Annotated in this window: 24 protein-coding genes and 2 pseudogenes; 11 read left to right on the forward strand and 15 right to left on the reverse strand. The window is 59.8% G+C overall.

What is annotated here, in order from left to right; translation table 11 throughout:
- Positions 1–6 precede the first annotated feature (6 nt).
- The 11 genes and pseudogenes from trbH to traI all read right to left on the reverse strand — a co-directional run bounded on the left by trbH (position 7) and on the right by traI (position 8,973).
- Positions 7–459 carry a conjugal transfer protein TrbH gene (gene trbH / locus AB4Z52_RS23825; protein ID WP_442220372.1) on the reverse strand — a complete coding sequence of 151 codons (453 nt, stop codon included), beginning with the start codon at positions 457–459 and terminating at the stop codon, positions 7–9.
- The gene (gene trbG / locus AB4Z52_RS23830; protein ID WP_442220373.1) at positions 459–1,304 is read right to left on the reverse strand and encodes a P-type conjugative transfer protein TrbG; all 846 of its coding nucleotides are present in this window, start codon (positions 1,302–1,304) and stop codon (positions 459–461) included. Before trbG ends, trbH begins: the two co-directional genes overlap by 1 nt.
- A 17-nt stretch (positions 1,305–1,321) precedes the next feature.
- Positions 1,322–1,987: a conjugal transfer protein TrbF gene (locus AB4Z52_RS23835; protein ID WP_442220423.1), complete on the reverse strand. Its 666-nt coding sequence runs from the start codon at positions 1,985–1,987 to the stop codon at positions 1,322–1,324.
- A gap of 42 nt (positions 1,988–2,029) precedes the next feature.
- Positions 2,030–3,218, reverse strand: a pseudogene (gene trbL, locus AB4Z52_RS23840) (P-type conjugative transfer protein TrbL); the annotation flags it as partial.
- On the reverse strand, positions 3,212–3,376 hold the full coding sequence (locus AB4Z52_RS23845; RefSeq protein ID WP_442220374.1) for a DUF2749 domain-containing protein: 165 nt from the start codon (positions 3,374–3,376) through the stop codon (positions 3,212–3,214). The gene AB4Z52_RS23845 and the pseudogene trbL, both read right to left, overlap by 7 nt.
- 57 nt (positions 3,377–3,433) lie before the next feature.
- Positions 3,434–4,210: a P-type conjugative transfer protein TrbJ gene (gene trbJ / locus AB4Z52_RS23850; protein WP_442220424.1), complete on the reverse strand. Its 777-nt coding sequence runs from the start codon at positions 4,208–4,210 to the stop codon at positions 3,434–3,436.
- A gap of 4 nt (positions 4,211–4,214) precedes the next feature.
- A complete protein-coding gene (locus AB4Z52_RS23855) occupies positions 4,215–6,677 on the reverse strand; it encodes a conjugal transfer protein TrbE (protein ID WP_442220375.1) in 2,463 nt (820 codons plus the stop codon).
- A 9-nt stretch (positions 6,678–6,686) separates the two neighbouring features.
- The gene (locus AB4Z52_RS23860) at positions 6,687–6,986 is read right to left on the reverse strand and encodes a conjugal transfer protein TrbD (RefSeq protein WP_442220376.1); all 300 of its coding nucleotides are present in this window, start codon (positions 6,984–6,986) and stop codon (positions 6,687–6,689) included.
- Complete coding sequence (locus AB4Z52_RS23865) at positions 6,979–7,362, reverse strand: TrbC/VirB2 family protein (RefSeq protein WP_442220377.1); 384 nt, start codon at positions 7,360–7,362, stop codon at positions 6,979–6,981. Before AB4Z52_RS23865 ends, AB4Z52_RS23860 begins: the two co-directional genes overlap by 8 nt.
- Entirely contained in the window at positions 7,352–8,326 is a 975-nt protein-coding gene (gene trbB, locus AB4Z52_RS23870; protein ID WP_442220378.1) for a P-type conjugative transfer ATPase TrbB, read from the reverse strand. Before trbB ends, AB4Z52_RS23865 begins: the two co-directional genes overlap by 11 nt.
- A gap of 23 nt (positions 8,327–8,349) precedes the next feature.
- Positions 8,350–8,973, reverse strand: a complete 624-nt coding sequence (gene traI, locus AB4Z52_RS23875; RefSeq protein ID WP_442220379.1) for an acyl-homoserine-lactone synthase TraI — start codon at positions 8,971–8,973, stop codon at positions 8,350–8,352.
- 489 nt (positions 8,974–9,462) lie between these two features.
- On the opposite strand from traI, the gene repA reads away from it, so the two are divergent.
- From repA to repC, 3 genes are all read left to right on the forward strand, one after another.
- Complete coding sequence (gene repA, locus AB4Z52_RS23880) at positions 9,463–10,725, forward strand: plasmid partitioning protein RepA (RefSeq protein WP_442220425.1); 1,263 nt, start codon at positions 9,463–9,465, stop codon at positions 10,723–10,725.
- Positions 10,722–11,759, forward strand: a complete 1,038-nt coding sequence (gene repB, locus AB4Z52_RS23885; RefSeq protein ID WP_442220380.1) for a plasmid partitioning protein RepB — start codon at positions 10,722–10,724, stop codon at positions 11,757–11,759. The genes repA and repB overlap by 4 nt, the downstream gene beginning before the upstream one ends.
- Before the next feature lie 193 nt (positions 11,760–11,952).
- Positions 11,953–13,167: a plasmid replication protein RepC gene (gene repC, locus AB4Z52_RS23890; protein ID WP_442220381.1), complete on the forward strand. Its 1,215-nt coding sequence runs from the start codon at positions 11,953–11,955 to the stop codon at positions 13,165–13,167.
- A gap of 418 nt (positions 13,168–13,585) precedes the next feature.
- Here the strand turns inward: repC and AB4Z52_RS23895 are convergent, their stop codons facing one another.
- Positions 13,586–14,662 (reverse strand): aldo/keto reductase, encoded by a 1,077-nt coding sequence (locus tag AB4Z52_RS23895; protein WP_442220382.1) that lies wholly within the window; start codon positions 14,660–14,662, stop codon positions 13,586–13,588.
- A gap of 86 nt (positions 14,663–14,748) precedes the next feature.
- Positions 14,749–15,711 (reverse strand): aldo/keto reductase, encoded by a 963-nt coding sequence (locus tag AB4Z52_RS23900; RefSeq protein WP_442220383.1) that lies wholly within the window; start codon positions 15,709–15,711, stop codon positions 14,749–14,751.
- A 370-nt stretch (positions 15,712–16,081) separates the two neighbouring features.
- Here AB4Z52_RS23900 and AB4Z52_RS23905 point away from each other — a divergent pair, with 370 nt between their 5' ends.
- The gene (locus tag AB4Z52_RS23905; protein WP_442220384.1) at positions 16,082–17,023 is read left to right on the forward strand and encodes an AraC family transcriptional regulator N-terminal domain-containing protein; all 942 of its coding nucleotides are present in this window, start codon (positions 16,082–16,084) and stop codon (positions 17,021–17,023) included.
- Positions 17,024–17,195: 172 nt separating this feature from the next.
- Here the strand turns inward: AB4Z52_RS23905 and AB4Z52_RS23910 are convergent, their stop codons facing one another.
- The gene (locus tag AB4Z52_RS23910) at positions 17,196–18,347 is read right to left on the reverse strand and encodes a site-specific integrase (protein ID WP_442220385.1); all 1,152 of its coding nucleotides are present in this window, start codon (positions 18,345–18,347) and stop codon (positions 17,196–17,198) included.
- Positions 18,348–18,539: 192 nt separating this feature from the next.
- The gene (locus AB4Z52_RS23915; protein ID WP_442220386.1) at positions 18,540–19,439 is read right to left on the reverse strand and encodes a LysR family transcriptional regulator; all 900 of its coding nucleotides are present in this window, start codon (positions 19,437–19,439) and stop codon (positions 18,540–18,542) included.
- A gap of 97 nt (positions 19,440–19,536) precedes the next feature.
- On the opposite strand from AB4Z52_RS23915, the gene AB4Z52_RS23920 reads away from it, so the two are divergent.
- The 7 genes and pseudogenes from AB4Z52_RS23920 to AB4Z52_RS23950 form a co-directional block, all read left to right on the forward strand.
- Positions 19,537–20,724, forward strand: coding sequence for an MFS transporter (locus AB4Z52_RS23920; protein ID WP_442220387.1), 1,188 nt, complete (start codon positions 19,537–19,539; stop codon positions 20,722–20,724).
- Between the two features lie 30 nt (positions 20,725–20,754).
- Entirely contained in the window at positions 20,755–21,501 is a 747-nt protein-coding gene (locus AB4Z52_RS23925; protein WP_442220388.1) for an SDR family oxidoreductase, read from the forward strand.
- 13 nt (positions 21,502–21,514) lie between these two features.
- Positions 21,515–21,985 carry a cyclophilin-like fold protein gene (locus tag AB4Z52_RS23930; protein ID WP_442220389.1) on the forward strand — a complete coding sequence of 157 codons (471 nt, stop codon included), beginning with the start codon at positions 21,515–21,517 and terminating at the stop codon, positions 21,983–21,985.
- Positions 21,986–22,032: 47 nt separating this feature from the next.
- The gene (locus tag AB4Z52_RS23935; RefSeq protein WP_442220390.1) at positions 22,033–22,461 is read left to right on the forward strand and encodes a lipocalin-like domain-containing protein; all 429 of its coding nucleotides are present in this window, start codon (positions 22,033–22,035) and stop codon (positions 22,459–22,461) included.
- A 190-nt stretch (positions 22,462–22,651) separates the two neighbouring features.
- A complete protein-coding gene (locus AB4Z52_RS23940; RefSeq protein ID WP_442220391.1) occupies positions 22,652–24,289 on the forward strand; it encodes a Mu transposase C-terminal domain-containing protein in 1,638 nt (545 codons plus the stop codon).
- Positions 24,286–25,200, forward strand: a complete 915-nt coding sequence (locus AB4Z52_RS23945; protein ID WP_442220392.1) for a TniB family NTP-binding protein — start codon at positions 24,286–24,288, stop codon at positions 25,198–25,200. The genes AB4Z52_RS23940 and AB4Z52_RS23945 overlap by 4 nt, the downstream gene beginning before the upstream one ends.
- Positions 25,200–25,601, forward strand: a pseudogene (locus tag AB4Z52_RS23950) (TniQ family protein); the annotation flags it as partial. The gene AB4Z52_RS23945 and the pseudogene AB4Z52_RS23950, both read left to right, overlap by 1 nt.
- Positions 25,602–25,654: the final 53 nt, after the last annotated feature.

The raw sequence follows: 25,654 nt of genomic DNA on the forward strand, positions 1-25,654 counted from the left end.
CCTCCCCTACCCGCGTTGCATGACGGAGAGTGGGCTTGCCGCCGTCGCCCCCGTTGCGCTTGCACTATAGGCACGGCCGATCTCGACGCTCGCCGTCGACAGGCGCGCCAGAACTTGTCCGTCGAACGGCGAGATGACATAGGCAAGTGCGATCGTCTTCGACTTGCCGTCGGTCGTTTGGTCGGTGACGACGGCATAGCCCCAGCCTCTAAGCGATGCCTCCAGCGCTTCGCCGAAAGGCGACGCATCCTGCTTCAGCACGATGGTTGCAGTCCCAGGTCCGATCTTCTCGGCAAGCCTGCTCACCATGTCGCCGGCGATTGCGGAAGCCGCCGGCCCGGAGAGTTCGGGCGGGGCATTGCTCGCGACAAGTGCGTCCGGGCCTACCGCCTGGCAGCCGGCCAGCGTGAGAGCAAGAAAGCATATCGCTGCAATCGATCGGAAGACGGCCAATCCCATTACCGGCCTCCCCGGCTGATCGTGACCTTTTGCTGGTGACGGCCGACGCCGGAAACCAGCACCGCCTTGTCCACCTGATAGTCGACCACCATCATGTTGTCCTTCATGCGATAGTTGACGATCCTGTTCTGTCCGCCCGAGACGACAAACAGAACCGGGGCTTCCTGGCCAGCGATTGAGCGCGGAAACTGGATATAGGTTTTCGTGCCGTCGCTGTAGACACGTGTCGGTCGCCACGGGGCGCTGCCCGAGAGAGAATAGGCGAAGTCTAATTGCTCGGCCGGGATGCCCGCGCCGGGGATGGTGTTCGCCTCCAACCGGGCGTTGACGTCGGCCAGCCCGGTCGAAACGTCTTCCGGATATTCAAATCCGACCCGCGCCATGTATTGGGTCGGATTCGACTTGAGTTGGACATGATAGGTTCGCCTCGACGTCGTCACGACCATCGAGGTGATGAGGCCAGGCTCGGCCGGCTTGACGATCAGATGGATCGCCTGACCTCCGACAGCACCGGATGTTGCCGGCTCGACCTTCCATCGGACGGTATCGCCAACCAATACGTCACGGACCACCTCTCCGGCCTGAAGCTCAATGTCGCATACCTGCAGGGGCGAACAAACGACGGAGGGCTGCACTTCGCCAAAGAGGAAAATCACCTTGCCGTCGCTGCCCTTGGTCACAAGACCGCGACTTCCACGCCATTGGCCGGAGATACCAATGCCTTTCGCTTCATTGGGACTGACGCTTTGCGCCGGCGCTTGCGCGGAGAAGAGCGGCGACGCCGCGAGCACGAATGCGGCTGCGATCGGAAGCATGGCCGGAGCGGGTCTTGTTCTAATAATCATATGCGGGGCCATGCCTTTCAAAGTTGGGCTGTCCAGTCGAAATCGCGGAGATAAAGCCCTATGGGGTTGAGGCGAATAACGCCCTCATCCTGCGGGGGTGTTAGGGTCACCGTAGCGATGCCGCGGAAGCGCCGGGGCTGACCGACTTCCTCACCCTTGCGATCGCGCTCGAATTCGGTCCAGTCGATCTGATAGGACTGGCTCGACAGCGCCACGATATTGTTCACCTCGACAGCGATAGTTGCGTTCCGAGCCTTATCGAAGGGGGAATTCGACCGGAACCACGCATTGATCTTCTCAGTCGCCGGATCAGACGTCCTCAGAAGCGCGTAGGTGCGATCGATATATTGCTTCTGAACGACCGCATCCGGTGTGACACCCCGAAAGTTCGAGACGAAGCTGCCGAGCGTTGCACGCACCACGCGCGGATCGGCATATTCGATCTGCTGCGGGAAGCCGGTATTTGCCGCCGTGCCGAGTTTGTCGACCTCGACGATATAGGGAACCAGCTTGACCTGCGTGCTTTGAAGCAGGGCATAGGAGAACCCGATTACCGCCATCAGCATTCCGACGATGCCGACGATACGCCAGGCCGCCGCCGCTTTGACGTAGGAGCCGTAGCGCTCGCTCCACTCCTGGCGGGCCGCGATATAAGGATTGTCCGGACCATCACGCAGGGTCATTCCGACCTCGCCGGTTGACATTGCAGGTTCCCATTTTCCCTCATCCCTTCTTTCCGGCGGAGCCGTTGTGCGCGGATGCCCGGTTGGCCTCACCAAGTTTGGCGTTGGCAAGCCCAAGCGTTGAGGTTCCATAGGTGCCGCGGCCGTCCATCACTTGATCGCGGGCGGCTGACGCCACCGCGGTGGCGGCGGCGGCACCTCCACTTGCCATCCCTTTAAGTGCCGCTCCCGCCATGGAAGAACCGCTATGGCGGGCATCGGAATATGCTGAAGCTCCGGCCTTGGCGCCGCCCGACGCGAGCGACCCCGTTCCAACCACCGTGCCGATCGCAAAGTTCGCGGCCTGCGATCCATGCCGGATCGTTTCCATGCCGCCGGTGACGGAGGCACCCTGGACGACACCCTGGATGATATTCGGCACATACATGGCAATGACGAACACCACGACGGCGATGCCGGCAATGGCAAGCGCCGTCTGGTACTCGTCGCCGACCGTCGGTTCATTCGCCAGCCCAATTAACACTTCGGAACCGATGCGCGCGATCATCACCAGCGCCATCAGCTTCATTCCGACCGAGAACGCGTAAATCAGGTAGCGGATAGCGAAGTCCTTGGTGTAGCTCGAGCCGCCGAGTCCGAGCAGGATCATGCCGGCAAGCAACCCGACATACATCTCGACGAGCACGGAGATAAAGATTGCCGCGACGAGCGAGAAGGCAATGACGCTGACGATCATCGCCAGAGCCGCCGAAAGCGCTAAAGCATTGTCCTCGAACAATCCGAAGCTGATTTTCTCAGACATCTTCGAGGCGACCAGCAGACCGGCGTTGAAGACGGTGGCAGGCGAAGCTGAGCCGCTGCCGGCGCCGATCTGGAACAGGCTGTCGACGATAGCCTTCGCCAGTGTCGGGCCTCGATCGAGAACAAAGGCAAAGAAGCCGATGAACATGATCCGGCGTACAAGCTCAGCGAACCAGGCGTCGAGAGAGGCGGCCTGAAGCGCCAGCCACACCGCGGCAATGCCGACCTCGATACCGGCCAGGATCCAGAACAGCGAATGGGCGGCGCTGCTGATCTTATCCTCCCAGCCCTTTGCTGCCGTGATGACCTGGTTCTCCAGCGCCGTTAACACGCTGCCGTCTTGCGCCAGCGCTGGACTTGCTACGACCACGATACAAAGCGCCAGTACGATCGGTAGAAGACGCGCGCCCAAAGTGTTGGCGCCTACCATCGCGGTTTCATCTCCTGCCCACCTGCCAGGTGGTAGTTCATCTGGCCGCCGAAGAATTTCTCTCCGCGCTTGCGCCTCTTGTTGCTGGCCGGCAATCCGGACGCGGCACTTCCGGAGGATGGCTGTGAGGGATTGTCGAATTGAGAAAGGAGCCACACAGTTTCGCCGGCCGGCCGCAGGGACGAAAAGGACGACGACGAAGAGTGGCTTCGAAATTACCATCTTGGCTTCATCTCCTGTCCGCCTGACATCGACGGCGGCGTCGACTTGAAGAATTCCTCGCGGCGGGCTTGCGCGAGATCCTTCTGCGCCTGCTCGGACTGGTACCAGGTCCCCATCATCGTCATCTGCTGGGAGACGAGCCCGCGCAGCTTCTGCATTTGGGCGACTTCCTGCGCCGCGATTTCGTGTCCGACCTGCAGCGCCTTCATCTGTCCGTCGGCGCTTTCCGACATCGACCGGAGCGCGGACATGGTGGATTCCTCCGATGAGAATTGCTCGGCCGTCAAGTTGGCTGCCTTCAAGGTTCCGGCGATAGTGTCCCGGTTGGTGTCGGACCAGTTCTGATAGGATGACGAAAACGATGCCCCGTTCGGAAGATTCGACTTGAGGTCGGCGAAGGTCTCAAACCGCTGCTTCAGCACATCGTCGACATTGCCCATCGAAAAGGCGATGCCCTGCCCCTGCGAAACGATACTCTTCAGCCTATTGAGGTCGCTCTCCGCCTGTCCCCACATATGGTTCGGCAGTTGTGCCGTGTTCTGCACCATATTCTCATAGATCTTGAGCTGGTTCTGGATCTGCTCGGCTAGCTGGCTGATCTGGGTGATCTGGTTGTTGACCTGTTCAGCCGACTTGCCGACGAGGCTGACCAGCTCGGTATTATTGGCAAGTTGTGTCCACTCGGTCGCCTGCCCTGTGACGCCTCCGGCGTGCCCAGTCGGCACAGCGCCGGCAAGCATGATGACCGTTGCGAGGGAGGCCAGACCCATTGCGTCAGGCCCTGTCGGCTGGAAGATGCGTCGCGGCATGAGCGATCCCTCTCTGTTCGAGCCAATGAAGAGGCCACCTGGCCCCATGTTGCGTTTCGAGAGCGCGGACCTTGGCGAGGTCGTCCTTGCCCGAGGAGCCGACGAATGAAAGGGCGACCGGTCCGAGTGTCATGTCGAAGAGCCGCCTCCCCCCTGGCGAGGCGACGTAGTATTCGCGCTTCGGGAGCGCGGTTGCGACGATTTCGATCTGGCGCTCGTTGAAGCCGATGCGCTCATAGAATTCGCGCGTGCCGGTCTCGCGCGCCGCACCGTTAGGCAGGCAGATCTTGGTCGGGCAGCTTTCCTTCAGCACGTCAACGATACCGGACCGTTCCGCATCCGAGATCGACTGGGTGGCGAGCACGACGGCGCAGTTGGCCTTGCGCAGGACCTTTAGCCACTCACGGATCTTGGAGCGAAAGACGGGATGCCCGAGCATGATCCACGCCTCATCGAGTATGATTAGGCTGGGCACGCCGTCGAGACGCTTTTCGATGCGCCGAAAGATGTAGGTGAGTACGGGCACAAGATTGCGCTCGCCCATGTTCATCAGTTCCTCGACCTCGAAGGTCTGGAACGCACCGAGTGCAAGGCCGTCCGCCTCGGCATCGAGCAGCTGCCCCATCGGTCCGTCCACCGTATAGTGCTGCAAGGCCTCCTTGATCTCGCGCATCTGCACGCCAGAGACAAAGTCGGACAGGGACCGGCCGCGTGCTTCCGCCATCAGAGCTATCTGTCGGGATATGGCATTGCGATAGTCAGGCGTGATCGTCACACCCTGGAGCGCCACCAGCGTCTCGATCCATTCGGTGGCCCAGGCGCGGTCGGCATCGGTCGACAGGTCCGACAGCGGGCAAAACGCTAGCGCCCTCCCCTTCCCGTCGCTCTCGCCGCCGATCTCGTAGTGGTTGCCGCCGCAGCCAAGCGTCAGCGGCATCATCGATCGGCCCCTATCGAAGACAAAGATCTGGGCATCGGCATAGCGACGGAACTGCGCTGCGATCAATGCTAGCAAGGTCGACTTGCCGGAGCCCGTCGGCCCGAACACCAGCGTATGGCCCACATCGTCGACGTGCAGGTTCAGCCGGAAGGGCGTGGAGCCGCTGGCGACCTGCATCAGCGGCGGTGAAGCTGGTGGATAGAATGGGCATGGCGCCGTGGGGTTGCCGGACCAAACCGAGTTCAATGGGATCAGATCGGCGAGATTGCGCGTGTTGATCAGCGGCTCGCGGATATTGGCATACCAGTTGCCCGGCAGTGAGCCGAGGAAAGCATCGGTCGCATTCAAGGCCTCGATCCGGGCGCCAAATCCTTCGGCCTGGATGAGACGGCGCACGGCCTCGCATTTGTCCTGAAGCAGGGCGCTGTTTTCGTCAAAGAGGATGATGACCGGCGTGTAGTAGCCGTAGGCAACGAGCTGTGACGATGCTTCGGCGATGGCATCTTCCGTTTCAGCGACCATCAGCATCGCATCCTGATCGATCGACCGGCTTTGCGTCTGGAAGAGCTGGTCAAAGAACGGCCGTACCTTCTGCTGCCATTTTTTTCGCGTACGTTCGAGCTTTGCCCTCGCCTCTTGTTCATCGAGGAAGACGAAGCGGCTCGACCAACGATAGGTCAGCGGCATCAGATCGAGGGAATTGAGAATGCCGGGCCAGCTCTCCGCCGGCAGCCCGTCGATTGCGACCACCCCAAGAAAGCGGTTCTCGATCTTTGGGGAAAGGCCATGCTGCAGGTCGGCCGTCACCAGCCAGTCGAGATACATCGGAATGTCAGGAAGCCGGATCGGATGGTTTTCGGCCGTGATGCAGAAGCGCACGAACTGGAAAAGTTCGTCATAGCGAGCCGTGCGGAAGCCGCCTCTCTCCTCGACTTCCTGCGTCACCATCCGACGGATGGAAATGACGTTGCCGAGATACTGCTCGACTTCGCGGATCGATGTTTCGAACGTCTGCAGAGCGATATCGGCATAGGAGGCGGAACGGCTCCCGGCGTCGGAATAGATATAGCGGGTCAGCCCGGACTGTCTGCGCTCCGGCGGCCGGTAGGTCAGGATGAGGGCGTGCCGGCTTTCGAAATGTCCCCTTTCCCACTCGAAATGCGCTCGCCGTTCGGCATCTATGGCGCGCGTGACGGGGTCTGGAAAGTGGCAAGCTGCTTCAGCTGGATAGGCCGTCGTCGGAACCCGCACAGCCTCGACCTGGATCATCCAGCCGGAGCCTAGCCGCGACAAGATCATGTTGATCTGGCGGCTGACCTCGTTTCGTTCAGTGTCGGTCGAACTCTCGGAATCCGGGCCTGCGAAATACCACCCGGCCATCAGTGAACCGTCCTTTAGTAGGATGATGCCATTCGCCACCAGGCCGGCATAGGGAACGAGGTCGGCGAAGGAAGGGCCGGAATGTCGGAAGGAACGTAGAGCGACCATGATTTATCCTCAATACCGCCGCCACGGCGTTGACGTTGCCCGGTAGGTTGGGCGGTAGCGGATGTGGCGGACATAGACCGCGCGCATCATCGGATCGGCTTTCGCCATCATCCGAAGTGCTGCGACCGCCACCATCCAGATCGCAATCCCAATGAGCGTCGCGTACCAGGTGAGCACCACGAAGATCAGAATGATTGCGGCAAGGCCTGTGAGCAGTACGAGCTCACGGTCGGCGCCCATTAGAAGATTTGGCCGCGACAATGCGCGGTGGATGCGCGTCCGGACGAGATTCGATCCAGGCTCAACCACGAGCCGTCTCCGCTTCGGGACGAACCTGAAGATTGCGGGTTTGGAGATCGCCGATCGATGCTCCGGTCGCGCCGAACAGAGCGACGATCTGCGTGGCGCCGAGAAGGATGCCGGCAACCAGCACGACATACATCAGCCTGCGCGCGAAATCATTCAGCTCGCCGCCGAAGATCAGCATCCCGCCGGCGACCGCGACGGCCGCCAAAGCAATGAAACCGGCCACCGGCCCGGTGATGGATTGCTGGATCTGCTGCAAGGGGCCTTCCCAAGGGAGGCCACCGCCACCGCTCGATGCCAGCGCCGGCTCCAGCGATGTCAGGCAGAAGCATATGGCCATGGCGACAGCGGCGAGAATTGTGTGGCGGTCACGCGACATAGTGCTCGTCCTCCTCTATCTGGGGGAAGGTCTCAGTTTCGTAGCTGTTGCCGATGAAACGCTCGATGTGGACCACATCACGCACACGGCGCCCCCTCGGGGTGCGTTCGATCGAAACGATCAGATCGACAGCATCGCCGATCACCTCGCGCATGGGCTGCTGGCTAACTTCTGCGATCAGTTGTTCAAGGCGACGCAGTGCCGACATCGCGGAGTTGGAATGGACCGTCGTCACGCCACCCGGATGGCCGGTGTTCCACGCTTTCAGAAGGGTCAACGCGGCGCCGTCGCGAACTTCCCCGACGACGACCCGATCTGGACGGAGCCGCATGGTGCTTTTGAGAAGCCTCGCCATATCGACTGTATCGCTCGTATGCAGGGCCACAGCGTTTTCCGCGGCACACTGAATTTCGGCGGTGTCCTCCAGGATCAGGAGACGGTCGTCAGGAGCTATCTCGACGATCTCGGCGATCACCGCATTGGCGAGCGTAGTTTTGCCCGAGCCCGTACCGCCCGAGATCACAATATTGAACCGGGAGGATATTGCATTGCGAATTACCGATGCCTGCAACTCGGTCATCACCTTCGCAGCAACATAGTCATCAAGCGGAATGAGTCGGGAGGCGCGGCGTCGGATGGTGAAGGCCGGTCCGGACACGACGGGTGGCAACAGACCTTCGAACCTGTGTCCGCCGATCGGCAGCTCCCCGGAAATGATGGGTCGTTCATCGTCGGCTTCAGAACTCAGTGCATGTGCAACGCTGCCGATGATGATTTCGGCGGTCGCGGCATTCATTGTGCCCGCAGCAGCAACGCCATGCCCGAGCCGTTCGATAAACAACTTGCCATCGGGATTGAGCATGATCTCGACCACTGTCGGGTCATCAAGGGCGACGCAGAGATGGTCGCCAAGCGCCTCCTGTAACTTGCGGATCAGACGCGGATGGGAGCGAAGTTCAGCCATGGTCTCGATTTCTCTTGATCGGCTCAAGCCGCGTTGTGCAGCAGGTTGAAAGTGGAGCCTGCGCCGGCGGGCCGGACCCGCTCAAGGCTTGCCCGATCAGCTTGAAGTGATCCCGCGACCGCGATGGTATTTCCGATCCTCGTGGGCTCGCCGAGACGTCTCATGGGCCAGCCGGCTCGTTTCAGGATGCGCTCGAAGCGAACGTCGGTTGCGGTGACAATCTCGTTGTAGCCGTGGGTCATCGACCATTCGATGATGGCGGCCAGCATGGTCAGGGTCGCCTCATGCAGCGATCCCTCTCCCCTGCCCTCCTCAATTGTCGTATCGACACAGAAGCGGGAACTCTCGATCATTGCTGCGTGTGCCTCGAGCTTCCCGGCGGAAAGAAGCTGCGGAAAAGCCCGGGTCAGCATGGTCGCGCCGCTCGCCGGAAGTAGGCGCGCACAGCCGGAGACTTTCGATGACCCTCTAAGCAACAGGATGTAGGTGGCAGGCAGTTGGTCGAAGTCATCGACCTCCCGACCGTCGACCACCTTAACGTCCCATTCCAGGCGTTCCTTGAAAACGCTCGCACGAAGGCGATGCATTCCGTCGATGAGGTCAGGGAATTGTGCGCGTGTATCAGCAGGGATAGCGATTGTCTGCATCAGTTTAGCTCCGATCTTGTGTCGTTCGGATGCTTAATGGGTCAGACTGCGCGATGATCCGCGACTAATGAAAGTATGAGTGTGATTCTCTCGTTGGTGCGGCACTGGGTCGACGCGGCCCATCGAAATCGTTCTCGTATTTTCAAGGAGAGAAAAGACAACAGCGGCGAAATGGCAAGGCCGGCAAATCAGATGGCGACGAGAAATTCAGGCGAATGGCGTGTGATCTACGAGCTGCCCGGAAGAGCGTCGACGGTGATTCTCTCACGCTCTGCGATTGCTCTTTCCCTAAGGTGAATATCGCGTGCAGTTACTATTAAAAGTATGAGTAGTGGTATCGTCGCGCAAGTTACCTTTTTTATCCAAAACGATGTAAAATTAGGATCTTAAGCAAAGATCCCTTCAGCCCTTATTCGAAGTTGTTAACCACTTGTTAACCCTAAATCTCTGGACGCTATGGGAGAATCGTGTTCTATGTTTTGGCGGGCAATGGCCGGTAAACCGGTATTAACCCGCCAAGAGGGACAGATGGCGATAGCAAAACGAGTTGAATCGGTGGTTACCTCCAAGGAGGACGCTGGCAGCAAGATCACGCGCCACGCTAGCCTATTGTCTGTGCAACTGCAGCAGCTTAGAACACGCATGTATCCGCCGAAGTCGGAAAAAATGCTGCGGCAGTTTCTTACGAACGAGGTTTCCAAGCTAACATCTATTCCCGATTCAACACTGAAATTGATGTCGAGCGAGGGGCGCGGCCCGAGCCCGAGTAGGCTCGAAAACAATCACCGGGTCTATACGCTCGCTCAGATCAATGAGTTACGTGAACTATTTGCAAATCAGAAGCCCGCTGAGGCGCTGCGCTTCCTCCCCCGTCGCCGGGCGGGCGAGCATTTGCAGGTGCTTGCGATTGCAAATTTCAAGGGTGGTAGCGCCAAAACCACGACCTGCGTGCATCTTGCTCACTATCTGGCGCTCCACGGCTATCGTGTACTCGCGCTCGACCTCGATCCTCAGGCCTCGCTTTCGACCCTCTTCGGAGCCCAGCCAGAGATGGATGTCGGAGCCAATGAGACGATCTACGCGGCGTTGCGCTACGACGAGGCCGAGAGACGGCCGATCCGTGACATTATTCGGAAAACATACTTCGATGGTGTCGACCTTATTCCTGGAAACCTTGAGGTCATGGAATACGAGCACGAGACACCTCGTGTCTTGGCGAACAAATCGAGTTCCGGGGCAATTTTTTTCGAGCGGCTTAAGCTCGCTCTTGCCGACGTTGAAGCAGACTACGACGTCGTACTCCTGGACACGCCGCCGTCACTGGGCTTTCTGACGCTTAGCGCAATTTACGCCGCGACGAGTATGATTATCACTGTTCATCCCGCGATGTTGGATGTCGCATCGATGAGCCAGTTTCTCCTCATGATGGGCGACCTGATCAGCGTCCTTAATGAAAGCGGCGCCCAACTCGATCAGGATTTCATCCGGTATCTGGTGACACGACATGATCCGAATGATGCTCCCCAGTCGCAAGTGGTTGCCATGATGCGCCATCTTTTCGGGTCTGACGTCCTGCTCCCGACAGCAATCGAAAGTACCGCTGTTGAAGCGGCTGGGCTCGCCAAAAGATCAATTTATGAGCTTGAGATGGGTCAGATAGGCCGCGATACACACAAGCGTGCCCGCGAGGCCGTTGACGCAGTGAACGAAGCGATTGTTCACTTGATCAATTCGAGTTGGGGGCGGGAATGAGCAAGGCCCCTCGCAAGTCGATCGTCGCGAGCTTCGGGCTGCTTTCTGCCGAGCTGGAAAGCACTCAGGTCCCTGACGTGCAATCATTAGCAACAGTCCCCTCCCCGGGGCCGGGCAACCGCGTCGGGGCGGGCGTCATTGGTGCAGCTCACCGGGCCATAGACGACATCCGGGCCGAGCGAGACCAGTTAAAAGCGTTTCTCGCGGCCGGCGTTGGCGCTGTCCAAGAGTTGGACACCTCTTTCATCGATCCATCTCCCTATCCGGACCGTCTTCCGGAGGACGACGCGAGCGAGTTTGAGGCGTTTAAACACTCGATAGAGACTGAAGGCCAGAAGGTACCGGTTCAGGTTCGCAAGCATCCATCAGAGCCTGGGCGCTACCAGATTGTCTATGGCCATCGGCGCTGGCTTGCAGCAAAGGCGCTTGGCCGCCCGGTTCGTGCCATCGAGGTGAGCATATCGGATCTCGACCTGGTTGTTGCTCAGGGTATCGAAAATGCTAACCGTCAAGACCTGACTTGGATCGAACGCGCATTGTTTGCCTCCCGCATGGATGACGCAGGCATCAGGCCGCGGGATATCTACGCGGCTCTGTCGATCGAGGACGCCGAGTTAGCTCGAATGAGGAGCGTCTATCGATCTGTTCCCACCGACGTTATTGAAGCGATTGGGCGTGCGCCCAAGATTGGGCGACCACGTTGGCTCGATCTCGCCAAGATGATCACTCACGAACCGAATGCGCTGGAAGTCATCCGACTAGTCCTCTCGAAGAAGGGCGATCTTCCTGGAACCTCCAATCAGCGGTTTCAGCTCGCCTTGAGCACGATCACACCCCGGACGCCGTCGCGCCGGGAGCCTACTTCGATTTCCAACGCCCAAGGCAGAAAGCTCGGAGCGATCGTTGCCTCGGCTAAGGAAGTTCGGATTTCGGCGGAGGGGGCGCTCGGAGTCGAGTTCATAAAATATGTCGAGAAGCAATTGCCTACTCTAGCTGAGCAGTTCACTCGCCAATTGGACAACGAAAAACCCTGACAGCTGTCAGGGTTTTTGAAATTACTAACGAAAGGAAGCGAAGCAAAAGAAAAAGGCCCCCAAACGTTGCCGTCGTGGAAGCCTCTCTCTCTGTGTGACAACTAGAGAATCGCATTTCCCCGAATCCCAGTCAAGAGTCTTTGGCACCTTAATTTGGTGGGTGGTGTTCTTTTGCCTCTTTGAGGGAAAGAAAATGCAGATTGGAAATGTGACGACGCCTTTCGGGCGGCGGCCGATGACGCTTGCCTTAGTCAAAAGGCAATTTGCTACGGCTGAAATCGGATCCGGCAAGACGGCGGATAAATGGAAAGTGTTTCGCGACGCATCTGAGGCGAGGGCTTTGCTCGGAATTCAGGACCGGGCCTTGGCCGTCCTGGATGCGTTGCTAACCTTCTATCCGGAAAGCGAACTGTCGCAAGACCGCGCGATGATCGTGTTCCCATCCAATGCACAGCTTTCGGTGCGTGCGCATGGCATCACCGGCACGACCTTGCGTCGTCATTTGTCAGCCCTCGTGGACGCAGGCCTAATCATTCGCAAGGATAGTGCTAACGGAAAGCGCTACGCCCGCAAGGATAGGTCGGGCGAGATCGAAGATGCCTACGGCTTCGATCTATCACCCTTGCTCGCTCGCGCCGAAGAACTCGCCTTGATGGCGCAACAAGTCGCTTCCGAGCGCGCACGGTTTCGTCGCGTGAAGGAGACATTGTCCATTTGCAGGCGCGATGTCCGCAAACTCATTTCTGCAGCTATGGAAGAGGGCGCTTCAGGTGATTGGGGAATGATCGAGTTTATGTATGTCGACTTAGTGGGGCGTATCCCTCGCACGCCTGTGATCGGCGACTTGGAGGCTCTCCTCGAGGAAATGGAGATGTTGCAGTCGGAGATCCTCAATCTGCTGGAAATTCAGTTCAATTCTGAGAAAATGGACACCAATGATGTCCATTTTGATCGTCACATACAGAATTCAAACACCGAATCCATCTATGAACTTGAACCTAGCTCCAGAAATGAGCAGGGCGCGAAATTCGAGGCAGAGCCGTTGACCAGGCGGGAGTCGATAAAGGTGTATCAGTTGGGTATGGTGCTACAAGCCTGCCCGCAGATCGCAATGTATGGTCCGGGTGGCGCGATCTCGAGCTGGCGTGAATTGATGAGCGCGGCAGTCGTTGTCCGATCGATGCTCGGCGTCAGTCCGAGCGCCTATGAGGATGCCTGCGAAGCGATGGGCCCCGAGAATGCGGCCGCGACGATGGCATGCATTCTCGAAAAGGCGGGTCATATCAATTCGGCCGGCGGCTATCTCAGGGATTTGACGGCCAGGGCGCGGCGAGGGGAGTTTTCGCTTGGACCGATGCTGATGGCACTGTTGAGGGTGAACGGCGATGCCGGCCGCAAAGCTGGGTAAGCCACAATGAAAAAACCTGCCAGCTGTCAGGGTTTCAAGCTTCGGACCGAGTGTCGTTTGGGATCTCAACGCAAGAATAAGCCGGAGCGGGGCCAATTTTCGGCGTGACCGATGCTGATCGGCCTGCTCAGTGAGGCAGGATGAGACCGGTGGTGGGAGATTGCCAGCAGGTAAAACCCTGACAGCTGTCAGGGTTTCGTGGGCCAAACCGATTTTGCTGAGATGATTCCCGATGGAGGCTCTGTTAACGGTAAACGGCGGAAGCTGCTTTTTCTGTGACCCGCTTGTCTCATCTTCAATTCTCGGCGTCACTCAATGCGTCACCGAGGCAAGAGTGCGACGATGACGCATAGAACGGCTCGATGCACCGTTGAACCTTGAGGCATTTAGGGTCGCGCGGACTTGCGGTCCGGGCTGCTTACTCACCCCATCCCAAGACATCGTAACCACCGAAGACCATGCGACGGATCATCGGTGAGCCGAGACCGGACGTAAACCCGATCGCGGGCGCACTCGCATGGTTTAGTCGTTCGAGATGCGCACCGGCGATACGGAGGTCGGTGGCGGCGATGTTGCTTTCGAGCTGCGAGACCTTGCTGACGCCCACCAGTGTTGATCCGACCCCCTCGTGAACCAGGGTCCATGCCAGCGCGACTTCCGCCATCGGCCGTTCCAGTTCCGCTGCCACCTGTTCCAGCGTTTCGAGGATGGTCCAGTTGCGCTCGGTAAACTTGGTGTCGCCAAGCGGATTGGCGCCGCTGAGCCGACCCTTGCCCGCACGATCCTCTCGCCGGTATTTTCCGGAGAGAAAACCGCCGGCCAGCGGGCTCCATGGCATCACACCCATCCCGGCCTCGCGCGCTACCGGGAAGTGCTCGCTCTCCACGTCGCGCGCGACTAGCGAATATTCGAGCTGCATCGCGATCGGGCCTGGCACCCGCCGTTCCGCCGCGATCGTGGCTGCTTTCATTGCTACCCAGGCCGGCATGTCTGACAAACCGTAATAGCGGATCTTGCCTGAGCGTACGAGGTCGCCGAGCGTCTGGACGATCTCCTCGACCGGCGTAACCTGATCCCAGATATGCATCCAGTACAGGTCGATGTAGTCGGTGCCGAGCCGTTTCAGCGAGGCGTCGAGCGCGCGGTGGATGTTTTTCGCGCCCGCGCCGCCTGCGTTCGGGTTGCCGCCTGCGACGTGCACGCCCGACGTCGGATTGGCCGACGCGTTGAAGGCGAACTTCGTCGAAAGCACGATTTCGTCGCGTGAGCCGCTGTCGGCGATGAACTTGCCGACCAGCTTTTCGCTTTCGCCACCGCTATAGATATCCGCGGTGTCGATGAAATTGCCGCCGGCATCGCGGTAGTGATCGAAGATGGCGCGCGAGCCGGCCTCGTCCGCACCCCACACATCGGTGCCGAAGGTCATCGTGCCCAACGCCAGGGGACTGACGATAAGGCCGGATCGGCCAAGGGCGCGGTAATTGGTGAGAGACATGCTTTTTCTTTCGTAATGATTTGGGGGAATGATCCGAACTTGCCGGTGTGGGCTGGGCCGGCATGGACATGATCCGCAAGGCGCGGTCAGATCCAGGTCGGCGCGAATTCTTTGGCATAGCGCTCGCCAAAACCGCCTTCAGGCAGGATTTCCTTGATCTTGGCCAGGTCTTCCGCCGTCAGCACCAGATCGGCGGCACCGACGTTTTCCGCGACGCGCTCCGCTTTGCGAGAGCCCGGGATCGGCACGATGTCGTTGCCCTGAGCGAGCAACCAGGCGAGCGCCAATTGCGAAACGGTGGCGCCCTTCGACGCAGCAAGCGCTTTCAACTGGCGGACGGCTTCGACATTCTTTTCGAAATTGCCGGGCTGCCAGCGCGGATCGCCCCGGCGCATATCACTCTCTTCGAGTTCGGCGGCAGGCTTGACCGCACCTGTCAGAAAACCACGGCCAAGCGGTGAATACGGGACGAAGCCTATACCAAGCTCGCGAATGATCGGGAACAGAACTTCAACATTGCGCTCAAACACCGAATACTCGGTCTGAAGCATCGCCACTTCCTGCACGGCATGAGCCTTGCGGATCGTCTGGGGACCAGCTTCACTTAATCCGAAATGCTTGACCTTGCCCTCGGCGATCAGGTCCTTGACCGTGCCGGCCACATCTTCGATCGGCTCGTTCGGATCAACCCGGTGCTGGTAGAGCACATCGATATGATCGACACCCAGATAGCGCAGGCTGTTTTCGGTAACTTCGCGAATGTGCGCGGGCCGGCTGTCAGCCTCCCATGAGGGGGTAAAGCCGAACTTGGTCGCCAACACCACGTCATCGCGAAAGTCTTTGACGGCACGGCCGATGAATTTCTCGTTGTCACCCCAGCCATAAAGCTCGGCCGTATCGAAGAACGTTACGCCAAGATCGTAGGCACGACGGATTGTCGCCAGCCCGGCCTCTTCGTCGGCAGAGCCGTACGCCAGATGAAAGCCCATGGCGCCGTAACCAATGGCAGAGACTTCCGGACCATGGCGGCCCAACTTGCGCTTTTGCATTCTATATCCTTTTTCTGATAGAAATCCGGCGACGGTGTTCGTTTCCATTTTTCGGGGTATTTGCTGGCGGGATTGACGAACATTCGTGATCAGTATCGCTTCGTCATCGAAACGAGACTGAGGTTGCTTGATCGTCATCCCGCCATCGACGACTAGCGAACCGCCATGGTGCAAGGCCGCTTTCTGCGCTTTGAGCGGCGTAACCTATAGTTTGCACCGAACTTGTCCGTGGTGGTGGTGGCTGGTATGGAGCCTTCCTACGCTTCACTCGTCAGGACCAGTTAGCCCGATCCTTCCGAATGATTGCCCATTTCTCTTGATCAGGCCGATATCGCTTGTCTGCTCGGCTGGCAGGAGTCATTCTGTCGCCATGCTTCTAACGACATTGCCTCCTCATTCACCGAACGACGGCGACGAGTATCGCCTAAATCACCAACGATCGACGCTGGCGCTCAGGATCAGCAAAGTTCTGCCAGGCGATGGCGAACATGTTTCCCCCGTTTCCGGCCTATTGCTTGTCCGCCGCGACAGCCCGAGCGAAGCGGTTTCAGCCCTTTATGAGCCGAGCCTCGCACTTCCGGTTCAAGGCCGCAAGCGCGTGATTCTCGGCGCGGACCGGATCGAATATGATCCGGACCGGTTCCTGTTGACGTCCGTCGATCTGCCGACAATGTCTCAGGTCATCGAGGCAAGTCCGGGCCGCCCGTTCCTGTCGATCATGCTCAAGCTGGATTTGCCGATCGCACAGGAGGTCGCCGCCGACATCGACAGTCATGGACTTACCAATGACGCGGTGCGCACACCGCTGGCGCTCGGCGCTGTAACCGCTGATCTGCTCGACGCCGTCATTCGGTTAGAGGCCTTGGCGGACCGGCCCAAGGACATACCGTTTATGAGCCCATTGCTGATGCGCGAGGTGACCTACCGCTTGTTGCTCAGCCCCGCCGGCGCGTGGTTGCGGGGGATCACGATGCTGGGAACGCGGTGTAACCGGATCGGTGGGGTGATCGCCTGGCTCCGGGAAAACCATGCGCGCTCGGTGCGGGTCGAGGAGCTGGCCGAGATGGCTGCCATGGGTGTCTCAACCTTCCACCATCATTTCAGCGGCATCACCCGGATGAGCCCGCTTCAGTTCCAAAAGCACATCCGCCTTCACGAGGCCCGCCGCCTGCTGCTGACCGAACGGATCGACGCCGCGACGGCTGCGCTTTTGGTCGGTTACGAAAGTGCCACGCAATTCAATCGTGAATATCGGCGCCTGTTTGGCAACCCGCCTATCCGGGACACTTCCTCTCTTCGCGACAACAATTGAGATACAGAGCAAAGGCTCGGCGGCTCGGGACGATCGGCCCGGTTTCAAGACGTGTCTCGCCTGGCTGAAGGAAGGCGACACGCTGTGGTTTGGAAGCTCGACCGTCTCGGCCGATCGCTCCCGCACGTCTTGTCCATCGTCAGCATATCTGTGCCGTTTCATGCCGTGACCCTTACGGTAGGAGCCGCGCTGCTCTTCCGGTTCGCCGTGTGGCGCTATTGTAGTAGCTTGACGCTTGCTGCACGGATCGATGTCGCGATTGCTCCATGGCTTCGGGAAGGGGGACGCCACGATTGGCCGCCTCCGTAAGATACCCTGACCGTAGCCCGTGCGCCGAAAACTCCCCCGGCTCCAACCCGGCCATTTCCGCCCGCTGCTTCAGGATCGCATTGACCGACTGCGGATCGAGCGCCCGCCGCGAAACAGTCCCCCAGCGCCCTATTGCCCGAAACACGCTGCCGCTGTCGATCTTCGCCGCCGTCATCCAGTCATTCAGCGCCTCGACCGGCCGGCCGGTCAGATAGACGACGTCGTCCTCTTCGCCACTGCTGGTCTTGGTGCGGCCGAGATGGATGGCGAGCGAGGGGAGGGGGGCGCCGTTTTCGACCGGGATCGGCGGTTCGACGGTCAACTGTTCGATCCGCAGACCGGCGATCTCGCTGCGCCTTCGGCCGCCGGAGGCAAAGGCAACCATCCGCATCGCCCGGTCGCGCAGATCGCGCAGGCTGTCGGTCGCGCAGGTCGCCAGCAGTTTGGCCAGCACGTCACCGGTGACCGCCTTGGCGCTCTTGCGAAGACGTTGTCTTGGCGCGGCTCGAATCGCCAGCCGAATGGCTGATTTGAGGGCAGGGGAGGCGAAGGCGCCGTCAAAACCGCGCCATCTGGTCAGCGTCGACCAGTTGGCCAGCCGCCACCGCACCGTCGCCGGCGCATGCGGGCCGACCGATTTCAAAAAGCCCTGGCGCCGGAGGTTCTCGTCGACGTTTTTCGGCATGCAGTGATCGGGATCGGTGTCGCGGCGTTGTGGGTCCCAGAGGTGGTGGGCGACGAATTTCAACAGCAGCGCCTCGGGCGCCGGCCACGGCAGGGTTTGTCCGGTCGCCGCCATCCCCCAGGCTTCGAGATAGGCAAGATCCGAGGCCAGGGCCCGCAGCGTGTTGTCGCCCATGCCCTGGTTGACGAGATGCCGCAGCGTCTCGACATCCTGGTCGGTGAGCAGTTCGGCCAGTTCGTCGCGGCGCTCGATCGGCAGCACGGCGGCGATGGTGTCGAGCTCTTCGGCGCGGCGCTCGACGGGAGTTTGGGTTTTCTTGGGTTTGGCCACGGGCGCTCCAAAATCGCAGGTTTCGGCGGCCTCCAGGGCCGTGATTGGCCCCGATTCTCGGTTGTCGAATGGCTTGATTGAGCGGAATCAATCTCATTGTGTTGGTAGCGCTTATAGCCTTTCAGGATCACCGGAATCTTCTCGGTTGGCCTGAATGCGCCAACAGGAGAGATCGGCCTGTGAGACCTAACGCTATTTCCGCTGTCTATGCCTGAACGCATCGACGAACGCCGAGAAGGCTGGCGAAGGATTGCGCCGGCTCGGATAATAGAGATGGTAGCCCTGGAAGGTCGGACACCAGTCCGAGAGCACCTGCCGCAGCCGCCCACGCTCGACATGTCGTACGACGAGGTCCGTGGGCACATAGGCAAGACCGATACCGTCCAATGCAGCGTCTATCGCGGGTGCGATGTTACTCAAGGTGAGCTGTCCCTCCACCCGAACGCTGAATTCACGACCGTTGCGCTCGAACTCCCAGGCATATAGCCCTCCGGACGTTGGAAGGCGAAGGTTGACGCAGTTGTGACCTGTCAGGTCCTGCGGGATTGCCGGCGGCCCGTGCCGCTCCAGATAGTCGGGCGAGGCAACGACGGAATATGACACGTCGGGTCCGATACGCACGGCCACCATGTCCCGGGCGACGGCCTCGCCAAGACGAACGCCAGCGTCGAACTGTCGCTCGACAATGTTGGTGAATCCGTTGTCGACAATGATTTCTACCGTCACGTCGGAGAAGTCCCGCAGAAATGCTGAAAGGCGGCGGCGGAACACTAGCTCGACTGCATCGTCCGGGCAGACGATCCGGACCTCACCAGACGGCTTGTCGCGCAGCGCGCTGATCGCGTTGATACCCGCGGCGATGCTCTCGAAGTGCGGCTGGATGCTTTCCATGAGACGTTCGCCTGCAGTCGTCGGAGCCACGTCTCGCGTGGTGCGGGAAAGAAGCCGAATGCCCAGCCGCTCTTCCAGCGCGCTGACTGTGTGACTGAGGGCCGAGCGTGTGAGGCCAAGCTTGGCGGCAGCGCGCGTGAAGCTCCGCTCCTTGGCAACTTCCAAGAATGCTCTCATCTCGGTGAACTCATCCCGCCGCATTGTTGAATCTCCTTCACCTCAACATGCAGATTATACCTTCTAGTCTATCTAACCCCCTTTGGCTATTTGTTTTGGCAACCGCAAAGGAGAGCCCTGAATGGCCATTGAACTGACAGCGAATGACGCAATCTCGGCCGAAACCGTAGAAACCCCATGGGCGGCAGTGACCTGCTTGTCGCTCCTGACCTTTCTTCTGGTCGGATTGGAGTTCCTGCCGGTCAGCCTCCTGACTCCGATCGCCCGAGAACTATCGGTATCGGAAGGACAGGCCGGGATGGCCATCACCGTCTCGGGCGTCTTCGCTGTAATCACTAGCCTCTTCGGCAACGGCTTTCTGTCGAAATGGGACAGGAAGGCAGTCATCCTTTTCTACACCGGGGTTCTGGTCCTCTCCAGTCTGACGGTCGCCCTCGCTCCCAACTTCACCGTCTTTCTCGCGGGTCGGGCTCTTGTCGGCGTCGCGATCGGCGGCTTCTGGTCGCTGTCGACGGCGATCCTCGCGCGTCTGGCTTCGAAGTCGGACCTGCCGAAGGCGATCGCTCTGCTTCAGGGAGGCACCGCGCTCGCCATCGTTATCGCCGCCCCTATTGGCAGCTTTCTCGGCGGGCTGATCGGCTGGCGCGGCACCTTTCTGATCACGGTTCCGATCGGTCTCGTCGCCCTGATCTGGCAATTTCCCGTTCTGCCGAAGATGCCTGCGACGGAAACCGTGTCGGTCGGCCGGATGTTGCGCCTCTTGCGGAACCCCGCCTTCCTGATCGGCATGGCGGCGACGGGTCTCGTCTTCATGGGGATGAACGCGCTTTCGATCTATCTGCGTCCGTTTCTCGAAGGTGTCACCGGGGTGAATCTCAACACGCTCTCGCTGATGCTTCTGGGTGTCGGACTCGGCGGTTTGGCCGGGACCTCCCTGATCGGCTTCGTTCTGCGCCGACACCTGACCGCCGCGCTTATTGGTCTGCCGGGCACGGTCGCCCTGATCGCTCTCCTGCTGATCGGCTTCGGGTCTTCACCGTGGGCCACCGCGGTCCTTCTCGTGCTCTGGGGATTCTTCTCGACCCCGACCCCGGTGGCCTGGAACACTTGGATGGCGAGGCTGGTCCCCGATGAACTAGAAGCGGCGGGCGGTATCCAGGTCGCTCTGATCCAGTTGGCCATTGCAGGCGGGGCGTTTGCAGGCGGCGTTCTTTTCGACATCGCAGGCTGGTGGAGCGCTTTCCTTCTGGCCGCCCTCCTTCTTGCGGGCTCCGCCGCGTTCGGAGCGCTCGCCGGCCGCCGCGTTTGACCTCTCAACAATCTCGAACAGGAGAACATCATGACTCAAGGAATCGAAAATAAAGTCGTCGTCATCACCGGCGCGAGCAGCGGACTGGGAGAAGCTACGGCACGCCATCTCGCCGAGCGAGGTGCCACTGTGGTGCTCGGTGCCCGGCGGCGTGACCGCATCGATGCACTGGCCGACGAACTCACCGCAAAGGGCTACAAGGCCAGGGCGGTCCAGACAGATGTCACGGACAGGCAGCAGGTTAGCAAGCTGGTGGACACGGCGGTGAGCGAATTCGGCCGCATCGACGTCATGCTGAACAATGCGGGCCTGATGCCGCTTGCCCCGCTCGAACGTCTCAAGGTGGACGAGTGGGACCGCATGATCGACGTCAACATCAAGGGCGTGCTCTACGGCATCGCCGCCGCGCTGCCGCATATGAAGGCGCGGAAGTCCGGACACATCATCAACGTTTCCTCGGTCTACGGGCATGTCGTCGATCCGGGTGCCGCTGTCTACTGCGCCACCAAGTTCGCCGTCCGCGCACTCTCCGAAGGGCTGCGCAAGGAGGTGAAGCCTTACAACATCCGGACGACCATCATCTCGCCCGGAGCCGTCAGCACCGAGCTTCTCGATCATATCAGCGAGAAGGATATCCAGGCAGGCACGAAGGAGTTCGTGAGCAAGATCGCCGTGGGTGCGGACACCTTCGCCCGGACGGTCGCCTTCGCGGTAAACGAGCCAGACGATGTCGATATCAACGAAATCCTGTTCCGGCCCACGGCGCAACCAGTTTAACAGGACCCGCATCATGGCGACAAACACCTTGGCTATGACCCGGCGGGGGATCGTAGGTGGCGCTCTGGCGGCCGCGACTTTGCCCTTTGCGGTACGTGGGCAGGACGGCCGCGATCCCGCCAGTCACGAGCCGACCGACGTCAAGATCAGAATGACCTTTAACGACCTGTCGCTGACGGCCGCGCTTTACGACAATCCATCAGCGCGCGATTTCGCCTCGATCCTTCCTCTGGACCTCAGGATCGAGGATTTTGGGGGGAACGAGAAGATCGTCCGTCTGCCGCGGAAGCTGACCGAGGAAGGCAGCGGCCCGTTCGGAAACGAGCGGCCCGGCGACCTCTGCTACTTCAAGCCATGGGGCAATCTCGCCCTGTTCTACGACGACTACCGCTGGGACGGGCTGATCCGTCTCGGCCGCTTCGACGGGGGCTTCGAGCCTCTGCTCGTTCGCGGCGCATACCCCGTGCGGATCGAACGGATTTGAATTATCCACGCCACCATCCGAAGAGGACCAATCGAATGAAAAACTTCATGATCACACTTATGGCACTGACGCTGGCCGCGTCCTCTCCCGCCTTCGCCGATGACAGCAAGTCTGCTATAACGGGGACGTGGCGCATGACGTCGCTACATGTCACCGACGCGAGCGGCAAGCAGACCGAAATCCCCTATTCAGGCCAGGTCATCTTCTCGCAAGGCGGAACGCTCTCCGTCCAGGCGATGAACCCGGACGCCGCCGCGGAACCGACGCCCTATACGGCGAACGGATATGAGGCGTACTACGGCCCGGTGGAAGTCGACGAAGCCAAAAAGACGTTTGCCATCATGGTGGAATCGTCTCTTGTCCGAAATCTCATCGGTCAGCGCATGGAGCGGAGGTTCGAGGTCGATGACGATCAGCTCACAATCAAGCCCGCCGATCCCAAGGAAGGCTGGCGCGTGACCTACGAAAGGCTCTGAGGAGAAGGACTCGACTGAGAGGAAGCTGGAAACGGAAGGAGGCGCCCGACCCGAACGGGGAGCGCCTGCGGTCCTTCCTCACAGGACGTTTCGTCAAGACGCAGTGTCTTCGAGTTGTCACGGTCAGCGAGCATTCTGAGCTGAGCAGCGATTGAAGTGGCCAAGCCGATTTGTCGGTTGGGAGGTCTCAGTGGCGCAGACACCCGACAGTGTGCTCAGCAGCGAGATGGCTTGGCAAAAGGCCGTGGCTCGCGAGGCGGTCATTCGTTCGCTCGCTTTCGTAGGTATTCTGAACGCTGCGGAGAGAGCGTTTGCCTGCCGGCAACTGGGTCTCAGACCATCGAGATTCTATCAGCTACTCAGCCAATTCCGACGAAAGCCGGTCACCAGTTCGCTGTTAAACGAGAGGCCCGGCCTAGAGAAGGGTAGGCGGCTTCTATCTCCAGAACAAGAAGCGGCTGTCGCGTGCGCTATCCAGGAGATCTATTGCCGCCGCGAGCGCCCGACAATCACCGCCGTCCACGACCATGTTCGATTGGTTTGCCGCGAGCGAAACCTGCCGTCCCCCTCGTGTAAGGCAGTGAAGGTTCGCATCGATCAGGCCGACCGGAAAAAGCTGACCAAAGGCCGGGAGGGCGCGCCGGCCGCACGTCAGCGCTTCTCCGCCGTAGTCGGTGAATATTCGGCAGAGCACGCGATGGAGATCGTGCAGATCGATCATACCCTGGTCGACCTTTTCGTCGTCGATGCGGTGAACCGCCAGCCATTGCAGCGTCCCTGGCTGACGCTTGCGATCGACGTCGCCAGCCGCATGGTGGCTGGCTTTTATCTTAGCCTCGAACATCCATCGTCAACGTCCGTCGCATTAGCCATCCGGCACATGGTTTTACCGAAGACGCCGTGGCTTGCGGAGCAAAATGTGGTCGGGGATTGGCCAGTCTGTGGCCTACCCACCGCCATTCATCTGGATAATGCTCGGGAGTTCCGGGGAAGGGCCGTCGCCTGGGGCACGGCTGAGCATGGCATCAATCTCATCCACCGCCCGGTTGCCCGACCACATTACGGCGGTCATATCGAGCGGCTTATAGGCACTGTGATGGGCGCCGTTCATTTCCTGCCTGGCTCCACGTCAAGCGATGTTGCATCCCGCGGCGATTACGATCCCCAGAAGCATGCCGTCATGACTTTCGATGAGCTCGAGCGCTGGCTGACCCTGGAAATTGTTGGCCGCTATCATGCCGACATTCATCGCGCTCTTCGGATTCCGCCTCGCCTGGCTTGGGAAGACGCCATCCTTGCACGTCACGAGCCTTTGCGAGTCCCATACCACGAGCATCGTTTTGTCCTCGATTTTCTTCCCTTCGAGGAGCGTGTCATCCGCCGAGACGGATTGCATCTATTCGGCCTGAAATACTGGGATGATGTCTTGAGCCCTTGGGCTGGCGGGCCGGGCAAAATGCGGGTCCGCTATGATCCCAGGGATATTTCATGCGTATTCGTCGACGCGCCGAATGGTGAGAGCTGGCCGGTTCGGTTCGCAAAGCTCGGCCGGCCGCAGATCACGCTTGGAGAGCACCGACAGACGGTGGCAGCGTTGAGAGCTCGTGGACTGCAATCGGTCGATGAAAACCTGATTTTCGAGACCATCGAAGCCCAGAGGCAGATCGTTGAAATGGCTGGTCGTCAAACACGCAGCATGCGTCGAGGAGTGGAGAGGAAGGCGCGAGCGTTGGCCGCGACCGAGCGACATACGATCGGAACGACGGATGATGACGATCAGAGCGAATTCCTCGACCTGTCTCCGTTGTCGGTAGAGGAGTGGTCATGACGGAATACCGCCATCTGCAGCCGGCCTATCAACAGTATGCTGACATGGGGATCGAAGAACGGGTCGCCTGGATCCGGGCAGATCGTTGGTTGGAAACGGCCGATGCAAGGGCAGCGTTGGCGCGGCTTGAGGATTTGCTCTCCTATCCGCCGCGGGATCGAATGCCATGTCTGCTTCTCTACGGCGACACCGGGATGGGAAAGACCAAGATCATTCGAAAGTTTCTTCGCGACCACCAACCCACTTTCGATCGCGGAACCGGGGTGACGACCATGCCCGTCGTTGCTATGCAAATGCCCGCCGAACCAGTTGAGCGCGACGTCTATGGTGAGCTTCTCAGTGCGATGAGCGCGCCTGGTCCGGTGGGAGATGCAACGTTCCGTCTGAAGAACACTTGCCGCACCTTGATGCGCAAGATGGGGGTCCGGATGCTGATCATCGATGAGATCCACGCCATGCTGACTGGGACCTATCGGCAGCAACGGGTCTTTCTCAATGTCATTCGCTTTCTCGCAAATGACCTGAAAGTCCCGCTGATTTGCGCGGGCACGGATCTGGCCCGCCAGGCGTTGTTGACAGATCCGCAGCTTGCGGAGCGGTTCGAGGCCTTTCATCTCAAGCGCTGGTCCAATACACAGCAGCTTGCTCAACTGCTTGCAAGCCTTAGGAGCATCCTCCCTCTGCGCGAGCCGTCGCAGCTTGGCTCTGCGGCGGTGCGGCGCAAGGTGCTGGACATGACCGACGGCGTCACTGTCCGGATTTTTCGGCTTATCGAGACCGTTGCAGTTGAAGCTGTCCGGACTGGGGCGGAGGCAATCACAATGGACAGTTTCGACAGTGACAACCTCGTGCTGCCACTCGTCGCTATGGCGCGACGATCGGAACGCCGCCTACAGCGGCAGGCAAGCTAATGAGGCAGGTGCGGCTCCTTCCCGTCGCACCTCGTCCCTTTGACGATGAACTTCTCAGTTGTTGGCACTGGAGGGTCGCAAGTCATTATTCCACCTCGCCACAGCGCGTTGAAAGCTGGATATCCGGGACGCCTGGCGGCCAAAACCAAGACTTCTTCAGCAGCGACTTCCATCCCGATCAATCTGCAATTCGGCTTTGGGCACGCGCCTGTCGCATCCGTGAAGGCGATCTGGACCGACTGTCACTGCAAAGCGCGAGGCGGCCCAAGAGCTCTTTTGTGGGTGATCCCTTGGATAGAGGCGTCTGCCCGGTCTGCCTTGATGAGGACGCGGACGAGGGGAGGGACCATCATTGTCGACGAGCGTGGGCAAGCGTCGAAGCCGTGGTCTGCCCTCGGCATGGAACTGGCCTCGAGAATAACTGTGGTCGGTGTTTTCGCAGCGGTTTGTTTCA

The organism is Rhizobium sp. 2YAF20 (assembly GCF_052114685.1).
Taxonomy (GTDB): domain Bacteria; phylum Pseudomonadota; class Alphaproteobacteria; order Rhizobiales; family Rhizobiaceae; genus Rhizobium.

Excerpts from the sequence above, each read along its gene's own strand:
- repC (WP_442220381.1), top strand. The coding sequence starts at position 11,953 with ATGCAGATTGGAAATGTGACGACGCCTTTCGGGCGGCGGCCGATGACG.
- AB4Z52_RS23945 (WP_442220392.1), top strand. The coding sequence starts at position 24,286 with ATGACGGAATACCGCCATCTGCAGCCGGCCTATCAACAGTATGCTGAC.
- AB4Z52_RS23905 (WP_442220384.1), top strand. The coding sequence starts at position 16,082 with ATGCTTCTAACGACATTGCCTCCTCATTCACCGAACGACGGCGACGAG.
- AB4Z52_RS23930 (WP_442220389.1), top strand. The coding sequence starts at position 21,515 with ATGGCGACAAACACCTTGGCTATGACCCGGCGGGGGATCGTAGGTGGC.
- AB4Z52_RS23925 (WP_442220388.1), top strand. The coding sequence starts at position 20,755 with ATGACTCAAGGAATCGAAAATAAAGTCGTCGTCATCACCGGCGCGAGC.
- AB4Z52_RS23935 (WP_442220390.1), top strand. The coding sequence starts at position 22,033 with ATGATCACACTTATGGCACTGACGCTGGCCGCGTCCTCTCCCGCCTTC.
- trbG (WP_442220373.1), bottom strand. The coding sequence starts at position 1,304 with ATGATTATTAGAACAAGACCCGCTCCGGCCATGCTTCCGATCGCAGCC.
- trbJ (WP_442220424.1), bottom strand. The coding sequence starts at position 4,210 with ATGGGTCTGGCCTCCCTCGCAACGGTCATCATGCTTGCCGGCGCTGTG.
- AB4Z52_RS23865 (WP_442220377.1), bottom strand. The coding sequence starts at position 7,362 with ATGTCGCGTGACCGCCACACAATTCTCGCCGCTGTCGCCATGGCCATA.
- AB4Z52_RS23915 (WP_442220386.1), bottom strand. The coding sequence starts at position 19,439 with ATGCGGCGGGATGAGTTCACCGAGATGAGAGCATTCTTGGAAGTTGCC.
- AB4Z52_RS23900 (WP_442220383.1), bottom strand. The coding sequence starts at position 15,711 with ATGCAAAAGCGCAAGTTGGGCCGCCATGGTCCGGAAGTCTCTGCCATT.
- AB4Z52_RS23835 (WP_442220423.1), bottom strand. The coding sequence starts at position 1,987 with ATGACCCTGCGTGATGGTCCGGACAATCCTTATATCGCGGCCCGCCAG.
- AB4Z52_RS23855 (WP_442220375.1), bottom strand. The coding sequence starts at position 6,677 with ATGGTCGCTCTACGTTCCTTCCGACATTCCGGCCCTTCCTTCGCCGAC.
- trbH (WP_442220372.1), bottom strand. The coding sequence starts at position 459 with ATGGGATTGGCCGTCTTCCGATCGATTGCAGCGATATGCTTTCTTGCT.
- trbB (WP_442220378.1), bottom strand. The coding sequence starts at position 8,326 with ATGGCTGAACTTCGCTCCCATCCGCGTCTGATCCGCAAGTTACAGGAG.
- repB (WP_442220380.1), top strand. The coding sequence starts at position 10,722 with ATGAGCAAGGCCCCTCGCAAGTCGATCGTCGCGAGCTTCGGGCTGCTT.
- AB4Z52_RS23895 (WP_442220382.1), bottom strand. The coding sequence starts at position 14,662 with ATGTCTCTCACCAATTACCGCGCCCTTGGCCGATCCGGCCTTATCGTC.
- repA (WP_442220425.1), top strand. The coding sequence starts at position 9,463 with ATGGCCGGTAAACCGGTATTAACCCGCCAAGAGGGACAGATGGCGATA.
- AB4Z52_RS23920 (WP_442220387.1), top strand. The coding sequence starts at position 19,537 with ATGGCCATTGAACTGACAGCGAATGACGCAATCTCGGCCGAAACCGTA.
- traI (WP_442220379.1), bottom strand. The coding sequence starts at position 8,973 with ATGCAGACAATCGCTATCCCTGCTGATACACGCGCACAATTCCCTGAC.